Origin of the sequence: Streptomyces sp. NBC_01197 (assembly GCF_036010505.1) — a bacterium.
Classification (GTDB): Bacteria; Actinomycetota; Actinomycetes; order Streptomycetales; family Streptomycetaceae; genus Streptomyces.
The window spans coordinates 4,843,527-4,868,299 of the sequence record NZ_CP108569.1 but is presented as its reverse complement, the minus strand read 5'-3'; the positions used below and the strand labels follow the sequence as shown (position 1 = coordinate 4,868,299).

Below are 24,773 nucleotides of genomic sequence, written 5' to 3'. Positions count from 1 at the left end.
CCGTGTCACCTCGGCCGTGTCATCGCAGTGCCTCCGCGACCTCCCGCGCCGCGTCGACCACACGTGGCCCCACCCGCTCGGGTATGGAGTCGGCGAGCATCACCACGCCCACGCTCCCCTCGACCCCGGTCACCCCGACCAGCGGCGCGGCGGCGCCACTCGCGCCGGCCTCCAGTTCGCCGTGGGTGAGCGTGTAGCCGGGCCCGTCGGGCAGGCCCTGCCGGGAGGCGAGGATCGCGCGCCCGGCCGCGCCCCGGTCCAGCGGGTGGCGGAAGCCCGCCCGGTACGCCACGTGGTAGTCCGTCCACGTCGGTTCGACCACCGCGACGGCGAGCGCGTCCGAACCGTCGACAAGGGTGAGGTGTGCCGTCGCGCCGATGTCCTCGGCGAGCGAGCGGAGCGCGGGCAGCGCCGCTTCCCTGACGAGCGGGTGCACCTGGCGGCCCAGGCGCAGCACACCGAGCCCGACCCGGGCACGGCCCCCCAGGTCGCGGCGGACCAGGGTGTGCTGTTCCAATGTGGCGAGCAGTCGGTAGACCACGGTGCGGTTGACCCCGAGTTTGTTGGACAATTCGGTGACGGTCAGGCCATGGTCGGTGTCTGCAAGCAGTTTGAGGACGCGGAGTCCCCTGTCGAGCGTCTGAGAAGTCTCGGCGGTCACGACGCCCACTCCTTACGTGGTAGTCGCGGCGGCTCACCACGGACGTCACGACGCCGGTTCCCGTCGGCGACGCGCGCGCAGCGGCCGCCGGCAGGCCAGGGCACCGGCTGCGCTCCGCGGCGGCTCTGCCACGGGGCGTATGCGTTGCCGGGACAGTAGCGAGCTGGTCCGCTCAGCGGAAGGGTAAGTCCAGAATCCGGGCAGTCTGTGCGAAGTTTGCACCCTTTATGGCGAAATGACCGAAGTTTGCGACCGGACCGCCTTCCTTTACCTTCAATCTCTTTATGCCGACCTTTTACCTTCGGGCTACCGGCCCGCTTCCGTGCTCACCCCCGGCCAGGACACGGCGGTAGATACGCGTGAGCTCGGCGTCGCCAGTTCCCGGTTCCGCGGTGCGGGCCAGAAGCCAGACCCCCCGTTGCCTATCCACAACTGGGTCAGGCCAGGAACTGCGAGGCCGCCGATACTCGGAGCCATGGATGGAAAGAGGCCGCCGATACTCGGAGCCATGTACGGAAAAACGCAGCTCGGGAGCTTTCTGCGGGCACGGCGCTCCCAGCTGGCTCCGGAGGAGGTCGGGGTACCCACCTACGGGGAACACCGGCGGGTGCCGGGGCTTCGGCGCGAGGAGCTGGCGATGCTGGCGGGTGTGAGTGCCTCGTATTACACCCGGCTCGAACAGGGGCAGTCCCTGAGCGCATCACCCGAGGTCCTGGATGCGATCGCCGGGGCTCTGCGGCTGGACGAGTCCGGACGGCGACACCTGCACGACCTGGGCCGGGTGGACAAGCAGCGCACCCGGGGCCGGCGGCCGGCGCCGGAACGGGTGACGGAGGCGATGCGCCAATTGCTGGAAGCAGTGGGTGACGTTCCCGCGATGGTGCTCGGCCGGCGCAGCGACGCACTGGCGTGGAACCGCCTTGGCCATGCGTTGTTCGCCGGGCATCTGGCCCCTGGCGCCCCTGACCTGCCGGCGCGACGTCCCAACATGGCCGGGCTGCTGTTCCTCGACCCCCATGTCCGTGACCTGTACGCGGACTGGCCGAGCAGAGCCAGGGCAGTGGTCGCGAATCTGCGCCTTGTGGCGGTCCAGCATCCGGAGGACGTGACGCTGCACGCGCTCCTGGGTGAACTGTCCGCGAAGAGCGGTGAGTTCGCCTCGATGTGGGCCGAACACCGTGTCCAACCCTGCACCGTTGCCAGCTATGAGATGCGCCATCCGCTGGTCGGTCCCCTGACCGTCGTCCTGCAGACCTTGAGCAGCGGGCCGGGGCCCAACGTGGTGGTCGCCACCACAGAAGCGGGCTCGCCCTCGCGGGCCGCGCTCGCCCTGCTCGCCCAGGCCACCAGCGAGCCCACCACGCGACCGGGCCTCTCCTCCGGCACATCACGGAAACGCCCCCGCGCCGACAAGGGCTGACCCCACGTAAGAGTCATCCGCAAGCAACACACAACAGAAGGAGAGGTCGGCCATGGCCACCTACGTACTGATCCATGGTGCTGGACACGGCGGCTGGTGCTATCAGAAGGTCGCTCGTCTGCTGGAGGCTGAGGGCCACACCGTGTACTCCCCCACCCTGACGGGGCTGGGCGACAAATCACACCTCGTGAGCCCCGATGTCGATCTGAACATGCACATCACCGAAGTGGCCAACCTCCTTTTCTACGAGGACCTGAGAGATGTGGTGCTCGTTGGTCACAGCTACGGCGGCACAGTGATGCAGGGAGCCGCCGACCGCGTCAGCGACCGGGTCGGGCAGCTCGTGTTTCTCGATGCCCCCGAGGGCCGGTCGCAGATCGAGGCATTCCCGGTCCTCCTCGAGGAGAGGGGAAACGGCCAAGTCATCGACGGTGTCGAGCTCATACTCTTTCCCAGCGAGGATCTGGTGAGGTTTTTTGGGGTTACGGACGCCAAGGACATCGAGTGGACGCTGCCACGCCTCACCCCTCACCCCTGGAAGACTCTTGAGCAGCCGCTCGTCCTGAACAATGAGCCGGCACTGGACGCGATACCGCAGTACCGGATCGTCTCCACCGCAAGTCTGGGTCTTGGTTTCCATGACCAGGGCCTGGTAGCCAAGGCGCGTACCGAAGGCCGATTCTGGGAGATCGACAGTGGCCACGATCTCATGATCAGCGAGCCTGAGGCCGTCGCCGGCCTGCTGACGGAGATCGCGTCCGAAGCGGTCCTGACCACGGGCGGGGCGTAGGCCTCACCGAGGAGGGGCCACCACGCCCTGGCCATCCGGCTCCGGCTCTGCTCAGCGCGACCGGCTGTCTTCGGGGGAACAGTGATCGTCGGTGGCGTTCGACTGTCAGGTGCGGTCGTGGAGAGTGACTTGGTAGCCGTCGGGGTCGGCGAAGGTGAATGTCCGGCCGAAGGGGCCGTCAATCGGTGCGGAGACGATGGCGTGGCCGTCGGCGACGAGAGCGTCGTGGATGGCCTGGACGTCGGTGGCGTGGAGCCAGATCGCGGCACCGATACCGGGCTGGGCAACGGATGCGAGATCGGTGCCGGGAACGACGTCGCGGAGTGCGAACGCGATCGGCTTCGTCTCGAAGACGACGGCGTGCGGAGGTCCGGACTGCGAGCGGACGAGGCCGAGGTACTGCTCGTAGAACGCCTGCGAGACGACGAGGTCGCGCGCCTGGAGCGAGATGAAGTCGGGGCCTGTGGCGGGCATGATGCTGCTCCTTCTCTTCGTGTCAGGATCCTGACACGGAGGAATGTATGTCAGAATCCTGACATGAGTCAAAACGATGTCGGCGTCGACCTGGACAAATCACTGGGCTACCTGCTGAAAGAGGCTTCGAGCGCCCTGCGCGCAGCCATGGAGGAGGTACTGCGGCCACTCGGGATGAGCGTGACGCACTACTCCTGCCTCGAACTGCTGGCTCAACGCCCGGGCTTGTCGAACTCCGAGCTCGCGCGCGGCGCGTTCGTGACACGGCAGTCGATGAACGTGCTGCTCCAGACACTGGAACGAGAGGGCTACGTGACCAGGCCTGCGGAGGCGCCCGTCGGGAAGGTCCTTCCCGCGCGGCTCACATCTCGCGGCCGACGGAGCCTGGAGAAGGCGACCGTAGCGGTGCGGTCCGTCGAGGTCAGAATGCTGGCCGGCATGACCGAGGCCGAGCAGTCAGGCGCCTTCCGGATCCTGCGGAGCATGATTCATTCCCTGCACGATGGCCACGCCGGCGCATAGCTCGTTCTTGAGCTGCCGGATGGCACCGAGATCGCACACACGGAGGGCGCCCACCACGGCCGGCTGATCGAGGAACCGGAAGAAGTCCGGCGCATTGCGGTGACCTACGATCAACTGCGGGCAGTGGCACAGCCCCCGCAGCGAAGTCTCTGCCGCGCACGACTCTTTCCTGGGGCTCGAGCCTCAAGATTGCGCGCGATACGCATCCGCTCCTACGCAGGGAGACAGCATGGGGGAATCAGAAACGGCGGCCGAGTTGAGGGGTCGCGCCGAGACACTCCGTTCAGCAGCGCGGCGTGCGCGTACCGCCGCGCACGGCCTTGGTAGCTATCTCGACAACGAGGTGAAGCAGGCTGCAGGCACTGGAAAGGGGCGAATAGCGATATGGAAAGGACCCTACGCGGAATCCACCACTGCGAAGCTGCAGCTTCACAGTCGCACGCTGCGCAGGATGGCGAGTGACCTCGTCGCCGACGCCCGGCGCTGGGACAGCGAAGCGCGGAATCTCGACGAGCGCGCCAAGCACGCCGCCAAGCGCAAGAGCGGCCACTGATGGGGTTCAGAGGGTTCGATGAGAGCGAAGTAGCGAAGCTCGCGGCTGATCTGGAGAAAGCGGGTGCCGGTGCAGGTGCTCTGCACCGCAGCATAGGCTCGATCCTGACCGACGCGCAGCAGGCACTCGACCCGGGACAGCAGGCCACCCACAACCCGGAACTTCAACGCGTCCAGGAAACCTCTGCCGGGAGCGGGGTACTCGTACCGACCGCACCAGTCCCCACCTTCGCGGGCTTGCCCGGATCGCTCGGCGCGGAACTGCACATCATGTCCGTGGAAATCAAGCTGCGCCTGCGCATGTTCGACGATGCCAAAGGCCCCCACGGTTTCGGCGACGGAATTTCTCCGGTCGACGCGTTCAATGGAATCACCACGCGCGCCAAGCCGGAACCGAAGTCAAAACCGAAGAAGCGCTCCTGGTGGAAGAAGTGGGTGGTCGACCCTCTCGAAGACACCGGCACCGACGTCGCCAACGTCATGCAGGTGGCGTTCAGCCCTGATTCTCTCACCGGCGTCTTCGAAACTGCGGCCGGCGTCTGGCTGATGTCTGTTGGCGTTGGCGGCGAGTTCGGCGGCGCAGCCCTCGACGCCACCGGCGTCGGTGCTTTTGCCGGTGTCCCCGTGAATGTCGTCAGTGGCGCAGCCATCACGGGTGGCGGCGCTCTGACCTACAAGGGCTTCGACGACTTCATAACGGCGATGTCCGAGGGTGACTACAACGCCTGGAATCGCGCCAGCCGCAAGGGAGCAAAGCCACCCCAGCCGCGAGAAGCCGACCCACTCAAGGACGAAGGGTACGGGGGCCACGGAGTAACCAAGCATGTAGGCCGCAGCGACCAGCAGATGGGTGATCGCCTCGCCCAGGAGAAGGGAACCAAGGGGGTTTCGACATACCGGACCGTCGGTGATGCACAGCGGTTCTCTCAGCGAACCATCGACGCCAATAAACAGCGGGTCAGCAACTGGCTGAAGGGCGCCAAGAACGGCAGTTCCAAGGAGTTCGACATGTCGGACACCGGCGAGGTCACCGGACGGTCGTTGTCCCGGGAGGACTGGCGGGATGGCACAGGATCGCGGGATGTCCACGGCGCCCGGGTAGTGCTGCGAGCCGACCCTGATGCCCCCGGCGGCTACTACGTGCTCACCACCCACCCCATAGGCTGACCAAAACGTGATGGACAACGTCCACAGCATCGAAAGCGGAGAGGTTTTGAGACAAAGGCGATGACGCAGCCGGATATCTTTGACGATGACGCGCCGTGGGCCGAGTGGCTGCCGGAGCTGCGCCTCCTGCTGGAGGCATACTCGTCGGTGGTCCGCGAGGAGCGGTTCACCGACACTGACGAGATCACATCAAAGGCGATGCGCAGCTATCTGCGGATGGCGACGTACTACCCAGGTCGTGCGTTCCGGGTGACTCGCGAGATTCTGGACGTGCTCAAGTACGGTCTCGACGAGGTCGATGTGGCATCCAACCTGGCTTCCATGCCGCCAATGATCACTCCGCCCGGCCGCACCCGCGAGGACTGCCTGATTGCGATGCTTCCTCACCTCGCCGCGTTCACCGAGCGTGGCGAGGTGGCCGAGCCCGCAATCCCGGAAACCAGCTGGGAGTGGTGCGAGCGCCTGCCGAATCTCAACAACCTGCTCGGTGGCTACTTCCACCAGGACGCCGAACTCCCGACTGACGCTCTGCTGGACGAGTACACGGCTGCCGGAGCCGGGGGGCCGGAGCACGAGGTCGCCGCTGCGGCCAAGGAGATCGGCGAACTGCTCGAAATCTGTCCCGCCGAGGAGTGTGTAGAAGAAGCCGTCGAGGGGCTCGCTTGTTCGCTCATGCCACCTGAGGGCCAGACCTACACACAGTGGATGGATCACATGGCCAAGCGGCTCAACGCCCACCTGGAAGCGGTGGGATACCAGCCTCCAGTAGGGCGGAACCCCGCATATCCGCCGCACGACAAGCGGGCGGTCGTTCAACAGTGAGTTGCCGGTCCCGAAAGCACGAGGGAGGTACGTCATGACGAAGAAGCGCTCGCCGCTGAAGAACCGGCTGGCGCGGTTCGAGACTTCCGGCGATCACGGAGTACGGGTCGCGGTGCTGCGAGCGGAGGCGTCCGGCCTGTCCATCGGCGAAGTGTGCTGGCAACTGCTCCAGCCAGTCTGTCCCCTTGAGGTCACGGATGCCTCGGAGCTGACGGAGCATCTGGAGCGACGGCCTCCGTTCACCTCGGCGGAGGCGACCGGGTGGGTCCTGGGCGCGCTGGGCGGCGATCTGGCGGACAGTCGCGCTGATCACGCCCTCATGGAAGACCCCAAGCTCCGTTCGATCGAGGATGATGTGATCGTGGCCTTGGGCCCGGACGCGCGCTGGTACACCAACAGCGACCACCCGCTGCAGCGGTTCCGCCGCGTCGGAAGCGGCAGGTCCTGGGAAGGTGTCACGCGTGCGACGTACGACTTGGTGGTGGCCGCCCGGGGGAACGGCCTGGACTTGGTACTGGTCCGGACGGAGGAGGACTGAACCGACGGCCCGTACCCCGTCGCCGACAGCCCCGGACCTCACCGCATCCGCGTGGCCCACTCCTGGACCTTCGCGATGCGCTCCTTCAGCTGGCCCGCCGTCGCCTCCGCGCTCGGCGGGCCCCCGCAGGTGCGGCGCAGTTCCGTGTGGATCACGCCGTGCGGTTTGCCGCTCTGGTGGGTGTAGGCCGAGACCATCGTGTTGAGCTGCTTGCGCAGTTCGAGCAGCTGCTTGTGCGTGACGACCGGGCGTGCTTCGGCGGCCTTCTCCAGGAGGTCGGCCTCCTCGGCCGGCTTCTGGCGGCTGTGAGCGATCTGCCGGGTCTGCCGCTTCTGGAGGAGCAGCTGCACCTGGTCCGGTTCCAGCAGGCCGGGGATGCCGAGGTAGTCCTGCTCCTCCTCGCTGCCCGGGTGGGCCTGCATCCCGAACTCGGCGCCGTCGTACAGCACCCGGTCGAAGACAGCGTCGGATTCCAGCGCCTCGAAGGGCAGCTGCTCCTCGGTCTCCTCGTCCTCCAGCTTCTCCGCGTCGGCGAGGAGCTTGTCCTCCTCCGCGAACGGGTTCTCCTCGTCACTGCCCTTCTTCGGCTTGTCGAGTACGTGGTCCCGTTCGACCTCCATCTCGTTCGCGAAGTCGAGGAGCATCGGGATCGTCGGCACGAAGACGGACGCGGTCTCGCCGCGCCTGCGGGAGCGTACGAAACGGCCCACGGCCTGGGCGAAGAAGAGCGGTGTCGAGATGGTGGTGGCGTACACGCCGACGGCGAGGCGCGGTACGTCGACGCCTTCCGACACCATCCGGACCGCGACCATCCAACGGGACTCGTCGGCGGCGAACTGGTCGATCTTCTTCGACGCGGCCTTCTCGTCGGAGAGCACGACTGCGGGCCGGTCGCCGGTGATCTTCCGGAGGATCTTGGCGTACTCGCGGGCGGTGTCCTGGTCGGAGGCGATGACCAGACCGCCGGCGTCCGGAATGCCCTTGCGGACCTCGGTGAGCCGCTGGTCGGCGGCGCGCAGCACGTTCGGGATCCACTCACCGGTCGGCGCGAGCGCGGTGCGCCAGGCCTGGCCGATCGCGTCCTTGGTCATCGGTTCGCCGAGCCGGGCGGCGATCTCGTCGCCGGCCTTGGTGCGCCAGCGCATGTTTCCGCTGTAGCTGAGGAAGATGACGGGACGGACGACGCCGTCGGCGAGCGCGTTGCCGTAGCCGTACGTGTAGTCGGCGGAGGAGCGCCGGATACCGTCGTTGCCCTCCTCGTACGCGACGAAGGGGATCGGGTTGGTGTCCGAGCGGAACGGCGTACCGGTCAGCGCGAGCCGCCGGGTCGCCGGGTCGAACGCCTCCTGGCACGCCTCGCCCCAGGACTTGCTGTCGCCCGCGTGGTGGATCTCGTCCAGGATCACGAGCGTCTTGCGCTGCTCGCAGCGGTTGCGGTGCAGCATCGGGCGCACGCCGACACCGGCGTAGGTGACCGCGATGCCGTCGTACTCCTTGCTCAGCGGGCCCGCGCTGTAGTCCGGGTCGAGCTTGATCCCTATCCGGGCCGCGGCCTCCGCCCACTGCTTCTTCAGATGCTCCGTCGGCGCGACGACGGTGATCTGCTGCACGACATGGTGGTGCAGCAGCCAGGACGCGAGGGTCAGCGCGAAGGTGGTCTTCCCGGCGCCGGGGGTCGCGACCGCGAGGAAGTCGCGGGGCTGCTCATGGAGGTAACGCTCCAGGGCGCCTTCCTGCCAGGCACGCAGCTTGCTGGCGGTGCCCCAGGGGGCGCGGCCGGGGAAGGCGGGTGAGAGGTGGTGGGAGGCGGTAGTAGTCACGGTCTCCGAATCGGTTCTCAGGGGTGCGGTTCTCAGAGGTGCACGGGGCGGCGGTACGACAACCGGGCCACCCTACCTGTGGCCGGGTTGGGCCCCGGTGCGAACGGCACCACCCGTGCACGATGAGACCCGGCTCACGCCCCTGCGGACCGGCTCACTCCGCCAGGGCGCGCAGCTCCTGGGAGATCTCCTTGACTTCTTCCGTACGCCCGGCGGCCACCGCGACCACGAGTCGCTCGGCCGCGTCGATGTCGGGCCGTAGCTGCACGCCGTTCATGGCCAGGAAGACGGCACAGGAGACCCAGGCCGTGCGCTTGTTCCCGTGGATGAAGGGGTGGTTGACGGCCAGCGACTGGAGCAGCGAAGCCGCCTTGTCGAAGTACCAAGGGCGGGGTCAATCCGGTACCACTCAAGTGGTCCGCACCCGCGTAGCCACCCAGCCCCCCACCAGTGCCACCGCAGCCATCGGCAGGAACACCGCCGCGTACGCCGCCGGGTGCGGCGCCGACGCCCCGTCGTGCAGGGCGCCCACCGCTCCCCCGCCCAGCGCCGCGAAGGCCGCGCCACCCGCCGCGAGCATCAGGACGTTCGAGAGGCCGTCGGAGATCTGGAGGGCGGCCGAGTTCGCGCCCGCCTCCTCCGGGGCCGACAGCTTCAGCATCATCACGCTCGTCGAGGCGATGACCGTGCCCATGCCGTAGCAGCCGAACGCCCAAGCCACCGCGACCGTCCAGGCCGGGACGGAGTGGATCAGGACACTCGGCGCGGCCAGGATGGCCGCCGCCACGAGGATCATGCCGATGACCATCAGACGCTCCCGGTACGGCTCCATGCGCGGCCGGGACTGTACGAACGAGCCGAGCGCCCAGGTCCCGCCGCCGGCCGCCAGCGAGAGCCCGGCCAGCGTCGGCGAGAGTCCGCGCTGGGTGACCAGCATCAACGGTACGAAGCTCTCGGCCGCGATGAACGACCCGGCGGCGACCCCGCGCAGCAGCACCACGGAAGGCAGCCCGCGCGCCGCCCGGCAGGTGCCGCGCGGCAGCAGCCCGAGCACGGCGGGGACCAGCAGTGCCGCTCCCCCCACTGCCGGGACCAGCGAAAGCCACCGCAGGTCCTGGCCCGCGTACTGGAGCAGACCGGCCCCCACTGAGATCCCGAGCGCGAGGCGGACGCGCCGCCGGTCGAAGGCGGGCGGCGGCCCTGAGAGGTCGGCCGGGCCTGCCGCCGTCCGGCGGATCGCAGGCAGCGCGAGGGCGAGCGGCGGCACCACCAGGACCGGGATGGCGATGAAGACCCAGCGCCAGCCGAGGTGTTCGGTGACCGCGCCGGCCGCGAGCGGCCCGACGACGGAGGGGACCACCCAGCTCGCTGCGAAGGCCGCCATGATCGAGGGTCGCAGCCGCTCCGGGTAGGCGCGGCTGACGACGACGTACAGCGCGACGATGACCAGCCCGCCGCCGAGCCCCTGTACCGCACGCCCGGACACGAAGATCCACATCGAGGACGCCGTACCGGAGAGCAGCAGCCCGGCCGCGAAGGCGGCGATCCCGGTGGCGAGCGGCCGCAACGGCCCGTTCCGGTCGGCCCACTGGCCGGAGAGGACCATCGCGAAGAGCGAGGTGGTGAAGTAGGCGGAGAACGCGAAGGCGTAGAGCGCGACGCCGTGCAACTCCCGTGCGGCGACGGGCATCGCGGTGCCGACGGCGGTCGCCTCGAAGGCGATGAGCAGGACGACGGTGACGATGCCGATACTGAGCGCCCGGTGCGCGCTGCCGAGGATCCCGCCGGTCAAAGGGGTGGAAATACCGTCGTCGGGCAGGTCGGGGGCTGCGAGCTCGGCGTCGCGGGGTTCCAGGGCGGTCATGGGTACACAGTAAGGGGTGAACTGCCGGATGGACCCTGTCGGAGGACGGGGCCGGGCTGGTCCGTTGGTCGTACGACCATGAACGGGGTGTGGCAGTCACGTTGCGGGACCGCCCGCGGCCTTGAGGCAGGGCGCGTGGGGAGCCTACGGTCGGCGTACTGGATCGGTTCCGAGCGGGCGAACGGGGCGGTTCCGGTGACTTGGCCGTGTGCCCGAGTGGTTTAGGGGCTCGCCTGCAAAGCGAGTTACGTGGGTTCGATTCCCGCCACGGCCTCTGCGTACCTCAGCGTACGGAAGCCCCCCGCCCTGGCGGTTCCGGCTGGGGGCCCGAGGGTCACCCCCCGAAAGACACAGCACGCGGGTTCGATTCCCGCCACGGCCTCTGCGTACCTCAGCGTACGGAAGCCCCCGCCCTGGCGGTTCCAGCTGGGGGCCCGGGGGTCACCCCCCGAAAGACACAGCACGTGGGTTCGATTCCCGCCACAGCCTCTGCGTACCTCTGCCTACGGAAGCTCCGCACGCCGCCGTGCCGCTACGCGGTGCCCGCGGTGCCCGGGACCACGACCAGGCTGTCGCCGGCCGGGGACGGCTGCGGTTCATCCGGCGGGGCGCCGAGCAGTTCGGCCCGGGTCAGGCTGTGGAGCCGGGCCGCGCTGGCGCGGTAGAAGCGGCGCTGTGTCATACGGCCGAACAGGATGAAGCCGGCGCGGACGACGAGGTTGCTGATCGCCGCCCGCCGGGAGTAACCGGTGATCAGGAACTCGACAGCACCCGTGTGCGGGTACTTGATCACCTGGTAGTGGAGCTCCCCCTCCTCCAAATGTCCGTCGAGCGTCCGGTAGCCCCAGCCCCAGACCCGTTCCGCGGAGTCACCCGTACCGCGCAGCTCGTCGGTGACCGATGTGATCCTGACTCCCATGTCGAAGCGGAGGCCGAGGAAGTGCCCCTCCAGAAGGATGTTCCGCCCGAGCAACGCGTCGTCGCGGCGGTAGAGCGCCCGGAGGATGCCCGGTTCGGGGAACTGGTAGTCGCGCACGAGCCGACAGGCGATGTCCCAGGTTCCGCCCGGCTCCGGGTCGCCCGGCTGCTCATGGCCGAGCGGCTGACGGAACGAGTCCACGTGCCAGCCCTCCTCCCGCGTGGGCGTATGGCCGGGCGGGAGCGAGTAGTTGACCTGAAGCCCTTTCAGGGAGTGCAGCGCAGAGGCAGCGCCCTCGCCGTGGAGCCGCCTTTCACGCAGCATGGACGCCTCTCAGTGAAGATCTCCGCGACGCCGACCGCACCGCCACCGCCACCGCCACCGCCACCGCCACCGCACCCGGGCTACCCGCACTTCCCCATCCGCCCGAGCCTGCCCATCGGCCCGACACCTGTCCGCCCGACACCCGTCCGCCCGAGTCGCCCGAGCCGGCTGAGCCTGCCGAGCCGCCCGAGGTCCATCCGCCCGAGCCCGCCCAGATGCCGGGGTTGCTCCATGCGGTCGATCTCGCAGATGGACTGGCCGACCAGCCACAACATGGGAGGCCAGAGGCCGACGAACAGCGCACGCCGCTCCGCATTGCCCCGTTCATCCTGGTCGTAGCCCTTGGCGCGCAGCCAGAACCCGATACAGAGCCCCACCGCGGCCATCGAGGCCGCCTCCATGTATGCACCACGCACACCTGTGCGTTGCAGCGCCCGTGAGATCCGCACCGTACCTCCAACATCCCGCCGCAGCGGCGTAAAAGCACTGAATAATATGAACTGCCAGCTTTTGATCTTATTGTGACGTTATGACATCAGTTCACACCGAGCAACCGTGGCAAATGTCCCGTCGGCGCCGACTCGGGGTTCTTCTGCGGTTCCCCGCCGGGGTGGCGATCATGTCCTGGAACTACCTCTGGCGGATCAGCGCGCTGCACCGCAGCGAGACGGCCGGCGACAGCAGCGATCTGCCGCCCGTCGTACCGGCCGAGTTCATCGACGGGCGTAGCAAGCGCCTGGAGGACGGCGTCGGCCCGATGCTCCACCGGCGCTTCTCCGTCCTGATCGAAGGCAGCGAAGTGGGCCCGCGGGAGCTGATGCGTTCCGTCATGGCCGACTTGAACCAGGCGGCTCCGCACGGTGCCGCGGTGTTCGACAAGACGGCCGGCCACAGGGGAACCGTGCGCCCCGGCGACGAGTACCGCGTGCGGATGCCCGGCCCGTGGGACGGACCCGTACGCGTGCTTCACCGGGGCGAGGCGTCGTTCAGATTCGGGACACTGCAGGGCCATCTCGAAGCCGGCCAGATCGAGTTCCGGGCCAGGGAGGAGGGCGGGCTGCTCTCCTTCGAGGTCGAGGCGTGGTGCCGGGCGGGCGACCGGCTGGCGGATCTGCTGTACTGCCGGCTCCGGGTGTCCAAGGAGATCCAGTTCAACATGTGGGTGCACTTCTGCCTGCGGGCGGCGGACATCGCCGGAGGGCGGCCGCGTGGCGGCATCACCATCGACACTCGGATCGTGCAGGCAGCGGCCTGCCGGGAGGTGCCGGTCGGCTGACCGACCGCGCGCCCCTTCCCGGCGTACCGGCTGCGCCACGCCGGGCCCCGACGCCCAGGCATCCGCTACCGCACCCGCCCCCTACCCCGCCGGCTGCTCCGTGTTCCCCGCCCGAGCCGCCTGGACCATCGCCTTCAGGTGCTCCTCGTCCTCCGACGAGAGCGACGTCTGGACCAACTGGCCGCCGAACGGTGCCAGTTCGTGCACGACCTTGTCGACCGCATCCGACTTGGCAAGGGCGAACAGCGCCGCGGCTCCCGGGCGGAGGTTCGAGCTGACCTCGCGCATGAAGTCGTCGTTCACGCCGGTGTCGCTGACTGCGCCGCCCGCCGCACCCGCCGCGGCTCCGACGGCCGCGCCGAGCAGTGGCGCGAGGAAGAGCAGCCCGATGAGCCCGCCCCAGAGCGCACCCCCGGTCGTTCCTGCCGCGGTGAGGTTGACGGCCTGGTGCAGCTTGATCTTGCCGTCGGACTCGCGCCGCTCGACCACGACCACGTCCTCCAGGTCGATGAGGTGCTGGCGGCTCAGCATCACGACCTTGTCGCGGACCTGGCTGGCAGTGGCGACGTCGTCGTAGGCGATGACGAACAGATTGCTCATACGGCTGACTCCTCATCAGGGTGCAGGACTCAGCCCACTATAGGAAATATGCCGCAAAGGCGACATGCGGTAGCGGCGTCCGGGTACCGGCCGACAGCCCCGGACGCCCCCTCCGGATGCCTGGGCGTCCGGGCGCCCGGACGGCCGGGCATCCGGGCGCCCAGCCCCCGCCTCACCCCCGGCTGACCAGCTCCGCCAGCCCCAGCGCCGCCATGCCGAGCCCCGACGGGGCAGACGGCAGAAAGCGGGAGCCCGGCCCGCCCGCGAGCAGATCGGCCTCCGTGTACCTGCGGGTCCTGCGGTGCCAGTTCAGGATGGCCGCCATCCAGTCCTCCAGCTCCCGCACATAGCTCCCCAGCGCCTCGCGGGCCGCGTCGTCGAGCCCGAAGTCCTCGCAGACGACCGGGATCTCGTGCTCTGCCACATGCCGGAACTGCCGCATACGCGACACCATCAGGTCGTCGACCATGGCCAGCGCGGTCGGGTAGTCGACGTTGAAGAAGGCCTGGACGACCAGGACGGCGTTGTGCACCTCCCCCTCGAACTCGATCTCCTTCTGGTACGAGAAGACGTCGTTCATCAGGCAGGCGTAGTCGGCGGCCGAACTCTCCAGGGACCTCACCGGGCCGCTGCGGAAGACCTCGTCCGGGATCCGGTGCCCGTGGCCGAGCCTGGCCAGGGCCATCGTCAGATCGGAGCCGAAGGTCATCCGGCGCATCTCGATGTAGTCGACCGGTTCCGGGATGCGGTGCTGCGCCTGATTGGCGAGCTCCCAGAGCCAGCTGGCCGTCATGTCCTCCACCGTCGTACGGAAAGTGCGGCGCGCCGCCTGGTCCATCGGGGCCGCCGTGCGCGCCCACAGGTCGGCCAGCGCCCGCTCCATGGCGTTCTCCGGCGGGGGCGCCTCCCCCTCCAGCGGCATGAGGAGCGAGAACCTCTCTGTCTGCGCCTTCGCGCCCGTGAGGTCGCGGGTCCGCCCGTACACCAGCGGGAAGTAGTCGTCGGCGTACGTCCCCCAGGCCAGCCAGCCGGACGCCAGGTCCAGTTCGTCCGCGGTGGCGTCCGGGTCGATGCCGGCCGCACACAGCGGCAGGTCGTACCCGGTGAGCAGCCGCTCGTCCCAGATGTCGTCGAGCATCCGCATCCGGTGCGCCCACGCGACGAGATGGCGCCGTGAGGTCTCCAGATGCGGCGACAGAGAGAGCTCGAACGGCATGTCGAACTCCGGGAGCCGGGACGGTCCGACGTGCTGGTGCGGCACGTGCATATGGTTGCGCAGCCGGGCCGCGCCGGTCCTCCCCATGAGCCGCTTGATGTCCGCGGCGGACGTACCGAGCCCCAGCGGCGCGAGCGGCAGAACCGGCCCCGATTCCGCCGCCGCGCCGCCGTCGTTCATATAGCGGCTGGAGCGCAGGTGCCACTCATGGCCGCCGGACTGCCAGTCCTGGAGTCCCTTCACATAGGTGAGCGTGTCGGCCACGCCCTCCGGTCCGACGCCGAACTCCGCGAAAAGCGGGCCCAGTTCGGTGAAGAAGGTGTTCTCGAACTGGTGTAGCCGCGCGGTGAGCAGATCGTTGACCGCGTCCGCCGCCTCCTGGGTGGTGCAGCCGAGGAAGGTCTCAAGGACCAGGACGCCGTTGCTGAGTTCGCCCTCCTCCTGGATCTCCCGCTCGTACGAGAAGAGGTCGTTGCGCAGATGCACGCCGTCCGAGAACGTGTCCTTCAGTACACGCAGCGGGCGTGAACCCGCGATGACCGCGGGCACCTCCGCGCCCGTCGCGTACTCGATGAGCCCGGCCGACCAGGGCGCGCCGCCGACCTTGCGCCGCATCTCGATGTACTCGACGGGGTTGGAGACGCGCCCCGCGTTGATGTTGGAGAGTTCCCAGAGGGATTCGTTGAGCAGATTCTCGGTGCTCACGGCGAAACGTTCCCGCCACTCCATGGACATACCGGGGACGGTGCGCGCCCAGAGGTCGGCCAGGCCCGCTTCCACCTGGTTCTGCGGCTCGGGGAACCCGTCGGCCAGATCCATCGGCATGAACGCGGGCAGCCGGTCCAGGTACGCCTTGCCGCCCTGCCGGTCCTGCGACCGTTTGAACAACTCCAGGAAGTGGTCGTCGAAGAAGAACACCCACACGTACCAGTCGGTCACGAGCGACAGTTCGGGTCCGCCGCAGTCCGGGTGGGTGTAGGCGCAGAGCAGGGCGTAGTCGTGGGAGTCGAGGTCGCGCTCGTCCCAGACCCCCGATCCCTCCAGCATTCCCATGTCCCTGGCCCACTGCTTGGTGTGGGCTCTGGCCTCTTCGAGATGGGGATTCAGCCTGGCCGGATGCGGCAGGTAGAACTCCGGCAATTCAAAAGGCTTTGACACTGACATTCGGCCTTTCCCACGAGGTCGCTGATCAGAGCAGCACTACCCCTGCGCGGGAACGGGCATCCTCCGGAAAGCGCGCTATGCCCATATGTGTGACGTGGGCGCGAACCGGGAGCGGAACGGGGATTTGTGTGCTGCGGACAACAGCGGGACACCAACCGCCGTAAGGCGGTTGAGACCGGGGGCCCGGCCGACGGGGCCCCCGAAGCACCTCGGTTCGACCCTCAGCCCGTGACCACCGCGGCCTGCGGCCGGATCGGGAGCCGGCTCACCGGTCGGCCGGTCGCCGCCCGTACCGCCGCCGCCACCGCGGCCGGGGACGTGACCACCGGCACCGCGCTCGCCGCCTTCGCGCCGAACGGGGCCACCACGTCGCGCTCCTCGATGAGTTTCACGATGCGGATGTCCGGCGTGTCCAGGGACGTGGGGAGCGCGTAACCGGTCAGGTCCGGGTGGCGGACCACGCCCCGCGTCGTACGGAGGTTCTCGGTGAGGGCCGCGCCGACGCCCTGCGTGACGCCCGCTTCGATACGGGAAGTCAGCAGCCGCGGGTTGAGGATCCGGCCGACGTCCTGGGCGACGGCCATCTCCACGACCCGGACCGAGCCCAGTTCGATGTCGACGTCCACCACCGCGCGGATCGCGCAGAAGGCGAGGCCGACGAAGGCGTCGCCCTGGCCCGATTCGTCGAGCGGCTCGGTCGGATGCGGACGGCACTGCGCCGTCGCCCAGAGTTCCTTGCCGTCCATGGCCTCGGTGACCGTCGTGGAGAGCACCCCGTCGTACGAGGTGATCTTGCCGTCGGCGATCTGGAGCAGCTCGGTGGACATCCCGAACTGGTGGGCCAGCGGCTGGAGCAGCTGGGTGCGGACCATCTTCGCCGCCCGCTCGACCGCGCCGCCGGAGACCCAGGTGTGCCTGCCGTGCGTGGCGGGGCCGGCCGGGGGCTGGTCGGTGTCGACGGACGCGACATGGACCTCCTCGATACCGAGGGTGTCCTGCACGATCTGCCGGGCCAGCGTGGAGAAGCCCTGCCCGGTCTCGACCGCGGCGCAGATGACCGTGGCGACCCCGTCGTGGACCTTGACCGTGGCCGTGGAGACCTCGTCGGCGCCCTCGGCGCCGAGCATGTGGACCATGCCCAGCGCGTAGCCGACGCCTCGGCGCACCGCGCCCGGCTCGCCCGCGCCCTCCGGCCCTCCGGGCAGCAGCCAGTCGCCTTCGGGGGTGTCCTTGGGCAGCGCGGGCAGCGGGAAGTCCTTGACGGAGCGCAGGAGTTCGGCGACCGGGGCCGGGCAGGTGATGGTCTGTCCGGTGGGCAGCAGATCGCCGGTGGCCAGTACGTTGCGCAGCCGCAGTTCGGCCGGATCGAGGGAGAGCCTGGCCGCGAGCTTGTCCATCTGGCCCTCGTACGCGGCGCAGACCTGGAGCGCGCCCTCGCCGCGGACATGGCCGGACGGCGGGTTGTTCGTACGGACCGCCCAGCCCTCGATGAAGGCGTGCGGGACGACATACGGGCCGCAGGCGAACGAGACGGCCGCCGCCAGCGATTCGGACGAGGCGTCGGCGTACGCGCCCGCGTCCAGCAGGATCTGCGCCTCGACCTTCACCAGATGTCCTTCGGCGTCCGCGTGGTGGCGGTAGCGCAGCAGGGTCGGGTGGCGGTGGGCGTGGCCGAGGAAGGACTCCTCGCGGGTCGCGGCCAGCTTCACCGGGCAGCCGGTCTTCAGCGCGAGCAGGCCGAGCGGGAGCTGGAAGCTGGTGTCCTCGCGGTCGCCGGTCGCGCCGGGCACCCCGGTCACCACGACCTTGACCCGGTCGGGCTCCAGTCCGAAGCAGGCGGCGGCCAGGTCGCGGTCGGTGTGCGGGTCGGTGGACGCGGTGTAGATCTCGACACCGCCGTCGGGCCGGGGCACGGCGAGCCCGGCCTCGGCGCCGATGGGGGCCGGGTCCTGGCGACCGATCCGGTAGAGGCCCTCGACGATGACCTCGCCGGTGACCTCCGGATCGCCGAACCGCAGCGGGATGTGGCGGATCAGATTGCCGTCGGGGTGCAGCGGTTCGGCCTCGAACGCCTGCTCCGGGTCGGTGACCGGCTCCAGCACCTCGTACTCGACCGCGATGGCGGCCGCGGCGAGCCGGGCGGTGTCGGGGTGGTCGGCGGCGACGGCGGCGATGGCCTCGCCGTGGTGGCGGACCAGTTCGGAGGCGAAGACGGGGCGGTCGGCGACCACGCGGCCGTGCGCGGCGTCGCCGGGGACGTCGGCGTGCGTGACCACCGCGCGGACGCCCGGCATCGCGGACGCCTCGGACGTGTCGATGGAGAGGATCCGCGCGTGCGGGTGCGCGGAGCGCAGCACGGCGGCCCAGAGGAGGCCCTCGGCCCACAGGTCGGACGCGTAGGGGAAGGTGCCCTCGGTCTTCGCGCGGGTGTCGGCGGGCGGGAGGGACGCGCCGAGCCCGTGCGCGGGCGGCGCCTCCTCCGGGCCGTCCGCCTCCGGGGACTTCGCGGTGGCCGCGGTGGCCGCGTCGCTGCTCACGCCATGCCTCCGTCATGCTGCTGCGGGTTGTCCGGCTGCATACTGCCGGAGCCGGGTGCTGCCTGGTGCGGGATACGGGCCTCGTCGGACGCGGCGCCCGCCTCCGCTCGCCCGGCCACCACCTCGCCCACCGCGTCCAGCACGCCCCGGTAACCGGAGCAGCGGCAGAGGTTGCCGCTCAGGGCTTGTCTGGTTTCGAGTTCGGTGGGGGCGTGATTGCCCTCCAGGAGGTCATGGACCGTCATGGCCATGCCCGGGATGCAGAAACCGCACTGGACGGCGCCGCACTCGGCGAGCGCGCGCTGCACGTCGGAGGGTTCGCCGTTGACGGCAAGGCCCTCGACCGTACGGACCTCGGAGCCGGCGGCTGTGGCGGCGGGGACCAGGCAGGAGGCGACGAGCCGGCCGTCCACCTGGACGTTGCAGGCACCGCACTCGCCCTGCGAGCAGCCGTCCTTGGCGCCCGCGAGACCGAGGCGCTCGCGCAGGACGTAGAGCAGCGACTCACCGATCCAGGCGTCGGTGACGGGGCGGTCGGTGCCGTTCACGCGCAGGACGTACGAGGCAGGGGTGTGCTCGCCCCAGACGGCGGGGGCCACGGCGGCGGCGGGCGGCGCGGCGGCGCCTTCCGCACCGGCGGCTTCCGTGCCGGGGTCTTCCGTGCCGGGGTCTTCCGTGCCGGGGTCTTCCGTACTGGGCTCGGAGGCCACGGTGTCGGAGTGCGCGGTGTCCGAGTGCACGGCAGCGGGGTCCACTGCGTCGGGATGCGCACTATCGGGACCGGCTACGGGAGGAGCGGCCTCCGGGCCTGCCCCGGGCGCCGCGTCGAACTCGGCCTCGCGGGGCGCCGGGACGTCCTGCCGGTCCGGCGCGGGGTGCGGGGCCTGGGCCTGGGTGGGGGCCTGGGTCTCTCGCGGGTCGCGAACGTCGCCCTCGCCACCGTGCCCGGCGGATCCGCCTTGGTCGCGGCCGTGGTCGGTTTCGTAACCGCCCCCCGGAACGTCCGGCTCACCGGCGGCAGTTCCGTGTCCGCTCTCCGCGGGTGCGGGCGGCTCGACGCCCGTCCCGTGCTCGCCCTGCGGTACGGGGGTGCCATCGGCCGGAGTGCCGTGGTCCGGCTCGGGCTCCACCGGTACGGCCCACGGCGCACGCGCACCGCCGGGCAGCGTGGCCGGACGCGTCAGCGAGGAGGCGGCGTACTCGCCGGACTCCTCGGGGACGTCCCCCTCGGCGACCGGGATCGTCCACTGGCCGGTGAGGTCCCCGCCGTGCTGCTGGTGCGGCTGATGCTGATGCTGCTCGTGCTGCTGTTGGTGCGGCTGTTCGGGGACGGGCGAGTCCTGCGCGTCCCCGAACGTCCACTGGCCCGTGACCATCGGCTCCTGCGGGTACCCCGGACCGGCGTGCGGATCCTGCACGGGCTCCGGCCAGTACGGCGTCTCCGGCACGTGCTGGGTCTCGTAGGGCTGGTGGGACTGATCGACCGGGTAGGGCGGGCCGGACGCGTAGGGCTGGCCGGACTGGTGTGTCTGGTACGGCTGGTGGGACGGATCCGCCTGCTGCGCCTGCTCCGGTGCCTGCGGCGGCTGCGGCACCGTCCACTGGCCCATGGCGGCCGGGTCCGTGCCCGCCGCCGGGGTCAGCGGCAGAATCATCGGCGGTACGTAGCCGTGCCCGGGCGCGGCCAGCGGGGCGCTGGACAGGTCCATGCCCTCCGGGAGCTGTACGAACGCCGTCGCCTCGGCGTCGTACTCGCCGCCCTGCGGGACCGGCTGCCAGCCGCCCCGGTCGTCGTTGGTGGTCACGACAGTGCCCTCCCCAGTGCTCGCCGGGCCAGTGCGGCGACGGTCCGCCGCAAGTGCAGTACGGCCGGGGGCAGCGGCTGCGCCTCTCCGCCTTCGGGGGGCGGCGCCGCGTCGGGAATGCAGGCGGCGGCGACGTACTCGCCGAATGCGGTGAGCGCCTCCTGCGCCAGCCCGCGTTCACCGTCCCAGTCGATGAGTGAGGCGATCCACTGCTCGGCCTCCATCGGCCGCAGCGGCATCGGCGCGACGGCTCCCACCGCGCAGCGCACCCCGCGCCTGGCCGGATCGAGGACCACCGCGACCGAAGCGGTGGCGCGGCCGGGGCCGGTACGCCCCGTGGCCTTGAGGAAGACCTGGGGTGCGTGCAGCAGCGGTACCCGTACGAAGCCCACGAGTTCGGCGGGCTGGAGCATGTCCCGGCCCGCGAGCAGATGCGACACCGGGGTCTCACGGCGGGAGCCGTCCGGTCCCGCGACGACCAGGGTGGCCTCCAGGGCGGCCAGGACGGGCAGGGCGTCGCCGGTCGGTGCCGCGGTGACGATGTTGCCGCCGAGCGTGCCCGCGTTACGGATCTGCGGCGGACCCGCGGCGCGCGCGGCCGCGGCCAGCGCGGGGATGAGCGCGGCGAAGTCGGGCCGCCCCATCCGGGCGTGCGTGAGGCCGGCGCCGAGCAGCGCGTGGCCGTCCTGGTAGTGCCAGCCGCGGATCTCGCTGATCCTGCCGAGTCCGACAAGTCCCGTGGGCCGCAGCAGCCCGGAGTTCACGGCCGCCATCAGATCGGTGCCGCCCGCGACGGGGACGGCTGCAGGCATGGCCGTCAGTGCCGCCACAGCCTCGTCGAGCGACGTCGGCAGCGTCACGGACTGCGCCGCCTGCGGTGCGTGCGTGGTCAACCCAGCTGCCCCTTCCCGGTGTCCCGGTGTCCCGGCTGTCCCGCCTGTTGCGCCGTACGGTACGTGCTCATAGCCCGGACGTGGCAACTCTGGCACATCTTCCGGACTGCCCGACGGGAGGGTCCGCGAAGGGCAGATCCATCCCTTCCCAGACTGAACGTCCGCATTCACGCACGATTGCCGCGAAGTGCCGATTACCGCTCTTCTGCACCTGTTGCCTGAGTTGTTCGGCCCGGCGGTACATGGTTGCGGAGAGCCGGGAACCCGGTACACACCTTGCCCGCACGCTCACACGTTTGGGGGCGCCCCCTCGATCGGGCGTCCGAGAGCCGCGGGCGTCATCCCGTCGGGAGCCGGCCGCTGCTGTGAGGGCAACGGGCCGCCGGGCGGGCGGTACTGGACACCGAGCGCGTCAAGTCGGGCGTAGTGCGCGGCCATCCGCCGGCCGAAGTCCGCGAAGTCGCGGGCCGCTGGTTCCGGCAGCGCCGACCAGGCGACCTCCGCGAAGGCGGCGAGTCTCGGGAACACCTGGTAGTCCACCCGGCTCTGGTTCTCCATCACCTCGGTCCAGACGTTGGCCTGGGTGCCGAGTACATGGGCGGCGGCCTCGGGGCTCAGCTGTGGCGGTACGGGCTCGAAGCGGTAGACGTCCTCCAGGGTGCGGACGTAACCGATGGGCATCGGCTCGGCATCGCCGCCGTCCTGCCGGTGGTCCAGATACACCTGCTGCTCGGGGCACATGACCACGTCGTGACCTGCCTCGGCTGCGGCGATCCCGGCCGCGTAGCCGCGCCAGGACGAGACGGCCGCACCGGGGGCGAGGCCGCCCTCCAGAATCTCGTCCCAGCCGATGAGCCGCCGGCCGCGCTCGGCGAGCCAGCGGTCGAAGTGCAGGATGAACCAGGACTGGAGTTCGTCCTCGTTGCCGAGTCCCAGTCCTTCGATGTTCGCCTGCGCGGCCGCGGACTCCTTCCACTGGTCCTTGGGGCACTCGTCGCCCCCGAGGTGGATGAAGTCCGAAGGGAAGAGGGCGAGTACCTCCTCCAGGACGCCTTCGTAGAAGCGCAGCGAACTCTCCGTCGGGGCGAGCACATTGGGGTTGATGCCCCAGGTGTCCCAGACGGTGAGGGCGGCCGTGTCGATGACGTCGGTGTTGCCGAGCTCCGGATAGGCGGCGATGGCGGCCTGCGAGTGGCCCGGGATGTCGATCTCGGGGACGACGGTGATGTGCCGCTCGGCGGCGTACGCGACGATCTCGCGGATGTCGTCCTGAGTGTAGTAACCGCCGTGCGGCTTCTCGTCCCAGAGCGGTGACGCGCGGTGGCCCCACTTCGTGCGGGAGCGCCAGGCGCCGACCTCGGTCAGCCGCGGGAAGCGCTTGATCTCGATGCGCCAGCCCTGGTCGTCGGTGAGGTGGAAGTGGAAGACGTTCAGCTTGTGGGCTGCGAGGAGGTCGAGGTAGCGCAGGACACCGTCCTTGGGCATGAAGTGCCGTGCCACGTCGAGCATCATGCCGCGCCAGGCGAACCGGGGGCTGTCCTCGATGGCGCAGGCGGGGATCAGCCACGGGGCGCCGGGCCGCAGCGGCGCCCGCCGGAAGGCGTCGGGGCCGAGCAGTTGACGGAGCGTCTGCGCACCCCAGAAGACACCGGCCGCACTGCCACCGTGCAGGCGGACGCCGTCACTGTCGACGGACAGCGTGTACGCCTCGGGGCCGGCGGCGGTCGCGGGGTCGATCCCCAGCTGTACGGTGCCGCCGTCTCCGCCCTCTCCCGAACCGGAACCGGAACCGGAACCGGAACCGGAACCGGAACCGGAATCCGCACTCGAACCGGGCCCGGAACCGGGGCCCAGCGGCAGTCCGGTCGCGTCGCCGAGCACCTGCCGCAGCCACCGCGCGACCCCCTCCGTGCCGGGTCCGGCGTCGATGACCGTGCCGGCGTCCAGGGTGAACGCGCCGCCGTTCTGCGTCTCCTGTGCGCCGAGGGGCGCGGGAATCAGATCCATGCACCCATCCTGCCGGACCCACCGCAAGTGGCATAGACCAATCCCGGGAAGGAAAGGGAGTGCGGAAGGGCCGCGAGAGATGGGCGGCACAGACGTACAGGCGCACCGGCGGCCGGCCTCCCGGAGGAGGGCCCGGCCGTTCCGTGCGCCTGCGGAGGAGCGGGACAGCGTGGACGAGCTGGAGGCGGTGGAGCGGGGCGGGACGCTACTTCTTGCCGCCGTCCTTGCCGCCCTTGTCCTTGTCGCCACCGGCGCCCATGGACTCGTAGATCTCCTTGCACATGGGGCAGACCGGATACTTCTTCGGGTCGCGGCCCGGCACCCAGACCTTGCCGCAGAGTGCGACAACAGGCGTGCCTTCCAGCGCGCTCGCCATGATCTTGTCCTTCTGGACATAGTGGGCGAAGCGCTCGTGGTCGCCGTCGCCGTTCGACACCTGGGGCGTCGGCTCTACGAGGGTTCCCGTACCTGCCCCGCGCTCGGGCTCAAGAGTGCTCATGAGGGCCAAGGGTACTGACTCATTTCACCTTCAGTTCAGCGAAGGGTCCTCCGGATACGTGGCGATCATCGCCAGACCGCTCCGCTGGCGCCTCAGCACCGACCGCCACAGCCCTTCCGGCTGGGGCGACGACACGTCACCGGGCTCCGAATCCACCACGTACCAGGCACCCGCCGCCACTTCCCCGGCCAGCTGTCCGGGGCTCCAGCCCGCGTAACCGGCGAAGATCCGCAGCGAGCCGAGCGACGCCGCGAGCAGTTCGGGCGGGGTCTCCAGATCGACCAGGCCGATCGCGCCGTAGACCCGCCGCCAGCCGATGGGATCGTTACGGTCGGCGCGGCGCCGCAGCCCCGTGGCCGCGTCGCCCCACGGCCTGCGCCGGGGGGTGGGCTCGTCGATGCCAGGGAGCTCGAAAGCCCTGCCGCCGCTCCTGGCGCCGCCGGGGATGACCGCGATGCCCAGCGCCGAGTCCAGCGAGACCGGGCCGCCCTGGAAGACGACGCCGGGCTCACCGGTGAGCTGCTCCCAGTCCGCCAGGATCTCACCGACGCCGACCGGGGTCGGGCGGTTCAGGACCACCCCGAGCGAGCCCTCCCCGTCATGGTCGAGGACGAGCACCACGGCACGGTCGAAATTCGGGTCCGCAAGGGCGGGAGAGGCCACGAGCAGCCGCCCTGTGAGCGAGGACACCTCCGTCATGGCAGACATGATCCCGCACTTTCGCGCTCCGTGGGGCACGGGGCAGGGAGCGCGTACCCGGCGCAGCTCAGCGCGGGAGGAGCGCGCTCCCGCGGGCAGCCGGGGCGATTCAGCGGACAGCCGGGGGCCGCAGCCCGCCGTGACCGATTCCGTACGGAGCGTGTTGTAGCGAAGTCATGACGCACGACAGCCCCCCGTTGCCTT

22 protein-coding genes, 1 tRNA gene and 1 pseudogene are annotated in these 24,773 nt (G+C 70.0%); 9 read left to right on the top strand and 15 right to left on the bottom strand.

Features of this window, described 5'->3' with window-relative positions; translation table 11 throughout:
- Positions 1-19 precede the first annotated feature (19 nt).
- The gene (locus OG452_RS22270; protein ID WP_266856555.1) at positions 20-661 is read right to left on the bottom strand and encodes an IclR family transcriptional regulator; all 642 of its coding nucleotides are present in this window, start codon (positions 659-661) and stop codon (positions 20-22) included.
- Between the two features lie 508 nt (positions 662-1,169).
- Between OG452_RS22270 and OG452_RS22265 the strand changes: the two genes are divergently transcribed.
- Complete coding sequence (locus OG452_RS22265; protein WP_327297346.1) at positions 1,170-2,081, top strand: helix-turn-helix domain-containing protein; 912 nt, start codon at positions 1,170-1,172, stop codon at positions 2,079-2,081.
- A 52-nt stretch (positions 2,082-2,133) separates the two neighbouring features.
- Positions 2,134-2,871 (top strand): alpha/beta fold hydrolase, encoded by a 738-nt coding sequence (locus OG452_RS22260; RefSeq protein ID WP_327297345.1) that lies wholly within the window; start codon positions 2,134-2,136, stop codon positions 2,869-2,871.
- A gap of 105 nt (positions 2,872-2,976) precedes the next feature.
- Here OG452_RS22260 and OG452_RS22255 read toward each other — a convergent pair whose 3' ends face one another.
- Entirely contained in the window at positions 2,977-3,345 is a 369-nt protein-coding gene (locus OG452_RS22255) for a VOC family protein (protein ID WP_327297344.1), read from the bottom strand.
- 63 nt (positions 3,346-3,408) lie between these two features.
- On the opposite strand from OG452_RS22255, the gene OG452_RS22250 reads away from it, so the two are divergent.
- The 5 genes from OG452_RS22250 (at position 3,409) to OG452_RS22230 (ending at position 6,946) form a co-directional block, all read left to right on the top strand.
- Positions 3,409-3,867 (top strand): MarR family winged helix-turn-helix transcriptional regulator, encoded by a 459-nt coding sequence (locus OG452_RS22250; protein ID WP_327297343.1) that lies wholly within the window; start codon positions 3,409-3,411, stop codon positions 3,865-3,867.
- A 12-nt stretch (positions 3,868-3,879) separates the two neighbouring features.
- On the top strand, positions 3,880-4,194 hold the full coding sequence (locus OG452_RS22245; RefSeq protein ID WP_327299731.1) for a Scr1 family TA system antitoxin-like transcriptional regulator: 315 nt from the start codon (positions 3,880-3,882) through the stop codon (positions 4,192-4,194).
- A 225-nt stretch (positions 4,195-4,419) separates the two neighbouring features.
- On the top strand, positions 4,420-5,586 hold the full coding sequence (locus OG452_RS22240) for an RNase A-like domain-containing protein (protein WP_327297342.1): 1,167 nt from the start codon (positions 4,420-4,422) through the stop codon (positions 5,584-5,586).
- 60 nt (positions 5,587-5,646) lie between these two features.
- Positions 5,647-6,408 carry a contact-dependent growth inhibition system immunity protein gene (locus OG452_RS22235; protein WP_327297341.1) on the top strand — a complete coding sequence of 254 codons (762 nt, stop codon included), beginning with the start codon at positions 5,647-5,649 and terminating at the stop codon, positions 6,406-6,408.
- 34 nt (positions 6,409-6,442) lie between these two features.
- Complete coding sequence (locus tag OG452_RS22230) at positions 6,443-6,946, top strand: hypothetical protein (RefSeq protein WP_327297340.1); 504 nt, start codon at positions 6,443-6,445, stop codon at positions 6,944-6,946.
- A gap of 38 nt (positions 6,947-6,984) precedes the next feature.
- On the opposite strand, the gene OG452_RS22225 is transcribed toward OG452_RS22230, so the two are convergent.
- The 3 genes and pseudogenes from OG452_RS22225 to OG452_RS22215 all read right to left on the bottom strand — a co-directional run bounded on the left by OG452_RS22225 (position 6,985) and on the right by OG452_RS22215 (position 10,630).
- Entirely contained in the window at positions 6,985-8,766 is a 1,782-nt protein-coding gene (locus OG452_RS22225) for a DEAD/DEAH box helicase (RefSeq protein ID WP_327297339.1), read from the bottom strand.
- Between the two features lie 154 nt (positions 8,767-8,920).
- A pseudogene (locus tag OG452_RS22220) lies at positions 8,921-9,145 on the bottom strand (type II toxin-antitoxin system death-on-curing family toxin); the annotation flags it as partial.
- Between the two features lie 30 nt (positions 9,146-9,175).
- On the bottom strand, positions 9,176-10,630 hold the full coding sequence (locus OG452_RS22215; protein WP_327297338.1) for an MFS transporter: 1,455 nt from the start codon (positions 10,628-10,630) through the stop codon (positions 9,176-9,178).
- Between the two features lie 202 nt (positions 10,631-10,832).
- Here OG452_RS22215 and OG452_RS22210 point away from each other — a divergent pair.
- A tRNA-Cys gene (locus tag OG452_RS22210) sits at positions 10,833-10,904 on the top strand.
- 258 nt (positions 10,905-11,162) lie between these two features.
- On the opposite strand, the gene OG452_RS22205 is transcribed toward OG452_RS22210, so the two are convergent.
- Together OG452_RS22205 and OG452_RS22200 are read right to left on the bottom strand one after the other, a co-directional pair.
- Positions 11,163-11,873 (bottom strand): DUF1990 family protein, encoded by a 711-nt coding sequence (locus OG452_RS22205; protein WP_327297337.1) that lies wholly within the window; start codon positions 11,871-11,873, stop codon positions 11,163-11,165.
- An 80-nt stretch (positions 11,874-11,953) separates the two neighbouring features.
- A complete protein-coding gene (locus OG452_RS22200; protein ID WP_327297336.1) occupies positions 11,954-12,289 on the bottom strand; it encodes a hypothetical protein in 336 nt (111 codons plus the stop codon).
- Between the two features lie 203 nt (positions 12,290-12,492).
- On the opposite strand from OG452_RS22200, the gene OG452_RS22195 reads away from it, so the two are divergent.
- On the top strand, positions 12,493-13,149 hold the full coding sequence (locus OG452_RS22195) for a DUF1990 family protein (protein WP_327297335.1): 657 nt from the start codon (positions 12,493-12,495) through the stop codon (positions 13,147-13,149).
- Positions 13,150-13,230: 81 nt separating this feature from the next.
- On the opposite strand, the gene OG452_RS22190 is transcribed toward OG452_RS22195, so the two are convergent.
- From OG452_RS22190 to OG452_RS22155, 8 genes are all read right to left on the bottom strand, one after another.
- Positions 13,231-13,749 carry a DUF1269 domain-containing protein gene (locus OG452_RS22190; RefSeq protein ID WP_327297334.1) on the bottom strand — a complete coding sequence of 173 codons (519 nt, stop codon included), beginning with the start codon at positions 13,747-13,749 and terminating at the stop codon, positions 13,231-13,233.
- Between the two features lie 172 nt (positions 13,750-13,921).
- A complete protein-coding gene (locus OG452_RS22185; RefSeq protein WP_327299730.1) occupies positions 13,922-16,123 on the bottom strand; it encodes a terpene synthase family protein in 2,202 nt (733 codons plus the stop codon).
- Between the two features lie 227 nt (positions 16,124-16,350).
- Positions 16,351-18,666, bottom strand: coding sequence for a xanthine dehydrogenase family protein molybdopterin-binding subunit (locus OG452_RS22180; protein WP_327297333.1), 2,316 nt, complete (start codon positions 18,664-18,666; stop codon positions 16,351-16,353).
- Positions 18,663-20,471 (bottom strand): 2Fe-2S iron-sulfur cluster-binding protein, encoded by a 1,809-nt coding sequence (locus tag OG452_RS22175; protein ID WP_327297332.1) that lies wholly within the window; start codon positions 20,469-20,471, stop codon positions 18,663-18,665. Before OG452_RS22175 ends, OG452_RS22180 begins: the two co-directional genes overlap by 4 nt.
- Positions 20,468-21,364, bottom strand: coding sequence for an FAD binding domain-containing protein (locus tag OG452_RS22170; protein WP_327297331.1), 897 nt, complete (start codon positions 21,362-21,364; stop codon positions 20,468-20,470). Before OG452_RS22170 ends, OG452_RS22175 begins: the two co-directional genes overlap by 4 nt.
- A 288-nt stretch (positions 21,365-21,652) precedes the next feature.
- Positions 21,653-23,371, bottom strand: a complete 1,719-nt coding sequence (locus OG452_RS22165) for a beta-N-acetylhexosaminidase (protein WP_327297330.1) — start codon at positions 23,369-23,371, stop codon at positions 21,653-21,655.
- A gap of 205 nt (positions 23,372-23,576) precedes the next feature.
- Positions 23,577-23,870 (bottom strand): DUF3039 domain-containing protein, encoded by a 294-nt coding sequence (locus OG452_RS22160; RefSeq protein ID WP_164266014.1) that lies wholly within the window; start codon positions 23,868-23,870, stop codon positions 23,577-23,579.
- Positions 23,871-23,900: 30 nt separating this feature from the next.
- Positions 23,901-24,569 carry a YqgE/AlgH family protein gene (locus OG452_RS22155; protein WP_327299729.1) on the bottom strand — a complete coding sequence of 223 codons (669 nt, stop codon included), beginning with the start codon at positions 24,567-24,569 and terminating at the stop codon, positions 23,901-23,903.
- Positions 24,570-24,773: the final 204 nt, after the last annotated feature.

Excerpts from the sequence above, each read along its gene's own strand:
- OG452_RS22265 (WP_327297346.1), top strand. The coding sequence starts at position 1,170 with ATGTACGGAAAAACGCAGCTCGGGAGCTTTCTGCGGGCACGGCGCTCC.
- OG452_RS22260 (WP_327297345.1), top strand. The coding sequence starts at position 2,134 with ATGGCCACCTACGTACTGATCCATGGTGCTGGACACGGCGGCTGGTGC.
- OG452_RS22255 (WP_327297344.1), bottom strand. The coding sequence starts at position 3,345 with ATGCCCGCCACAGGCCCCGACTTCATCTCGCTCCAGGCGCGCGACCTC.
- OG452_RS22250 (WP_327297343.1), top strand. The coding sequence starts at position 3,409 with ATGAGTCAAAACGATGTCGGCGTCGACCTGGACAAATCACTGGGCTAC.
- OG452_RS22240 (WP_327297342.1), top strand. The coding sequence starts at position 4,420 with ATGGGGTTCAGAGGGTTCGATGAGAGCGAAGTAGCGAAGCTCGCGGCT.
- OG452_RS22235 (WP_327297341.1), top strand. The coding sequence starts at position 5,647 with ATGACGCAGCCGGATATCTTTGACGATGACGCGCCGTGGGCCGAGTGG.
- OG452_RS22230 (WP_327297340.1), top strand. The coding sequence starts at position 6,443 with ATGACGAAGAAGCGCTCGCCGCTGAAGAACCGGCTGGCGCGGTTCGAG.
- OG452_RS22215 (WP_327297338.1), bottom strand. The coding sequence starts at position 10,630 with ATGACCGCCCTGGAACCCCGCGACGCCGAGCTCGCAGCCCCCGACCTG.
- OG452_RS22205 (WP_327297337.1), bottom strand. The coding sequence starts at position 11,873 with ATGCTGCGTGAAAGGCGGCTCCACGGCGAGGGCGCTGCCTCTGCGCTG.
- OG452_RS22195 (WP_327297335.1), top strand. The coding sequence starts at position 12,493 with ATGTCCTGGAACTACCTCTGGCGGATCAGCGCGCTGCACCGCAGCGAG.
- OG452_RS22190 (WP_327297334.1), bottom strand. The coding sequence starts at position 13,749 with ATGAGCAATCTGTTCGTCATCGCCTACGACGACGTCGCCACTGCCAGC.
- OG452_RS22165 (WP_327297330.1), bottom strand. The coding sequence starts at position 23,371 with ATGGATCTGATTCCCGCGCCCCTCGGCGCACAGGAGACGCAGAACGGC.
- OG452_RS22160 (WP_164266014.1), bottom strand. The coding sequence starts at position 23,870 with ATGAGCACTCTTGAGCCCGAGCGCGGGGCAGGTACGGGAACCCTCGTA.
- OG452_RS22155 (WP_327299729.1), bottom strand. The coding sequence starts at position 24,569 with ATGACGGAGGTGTCCTCGCTCACAGGGCGGCTGCTCGTGGCCTCTCCC.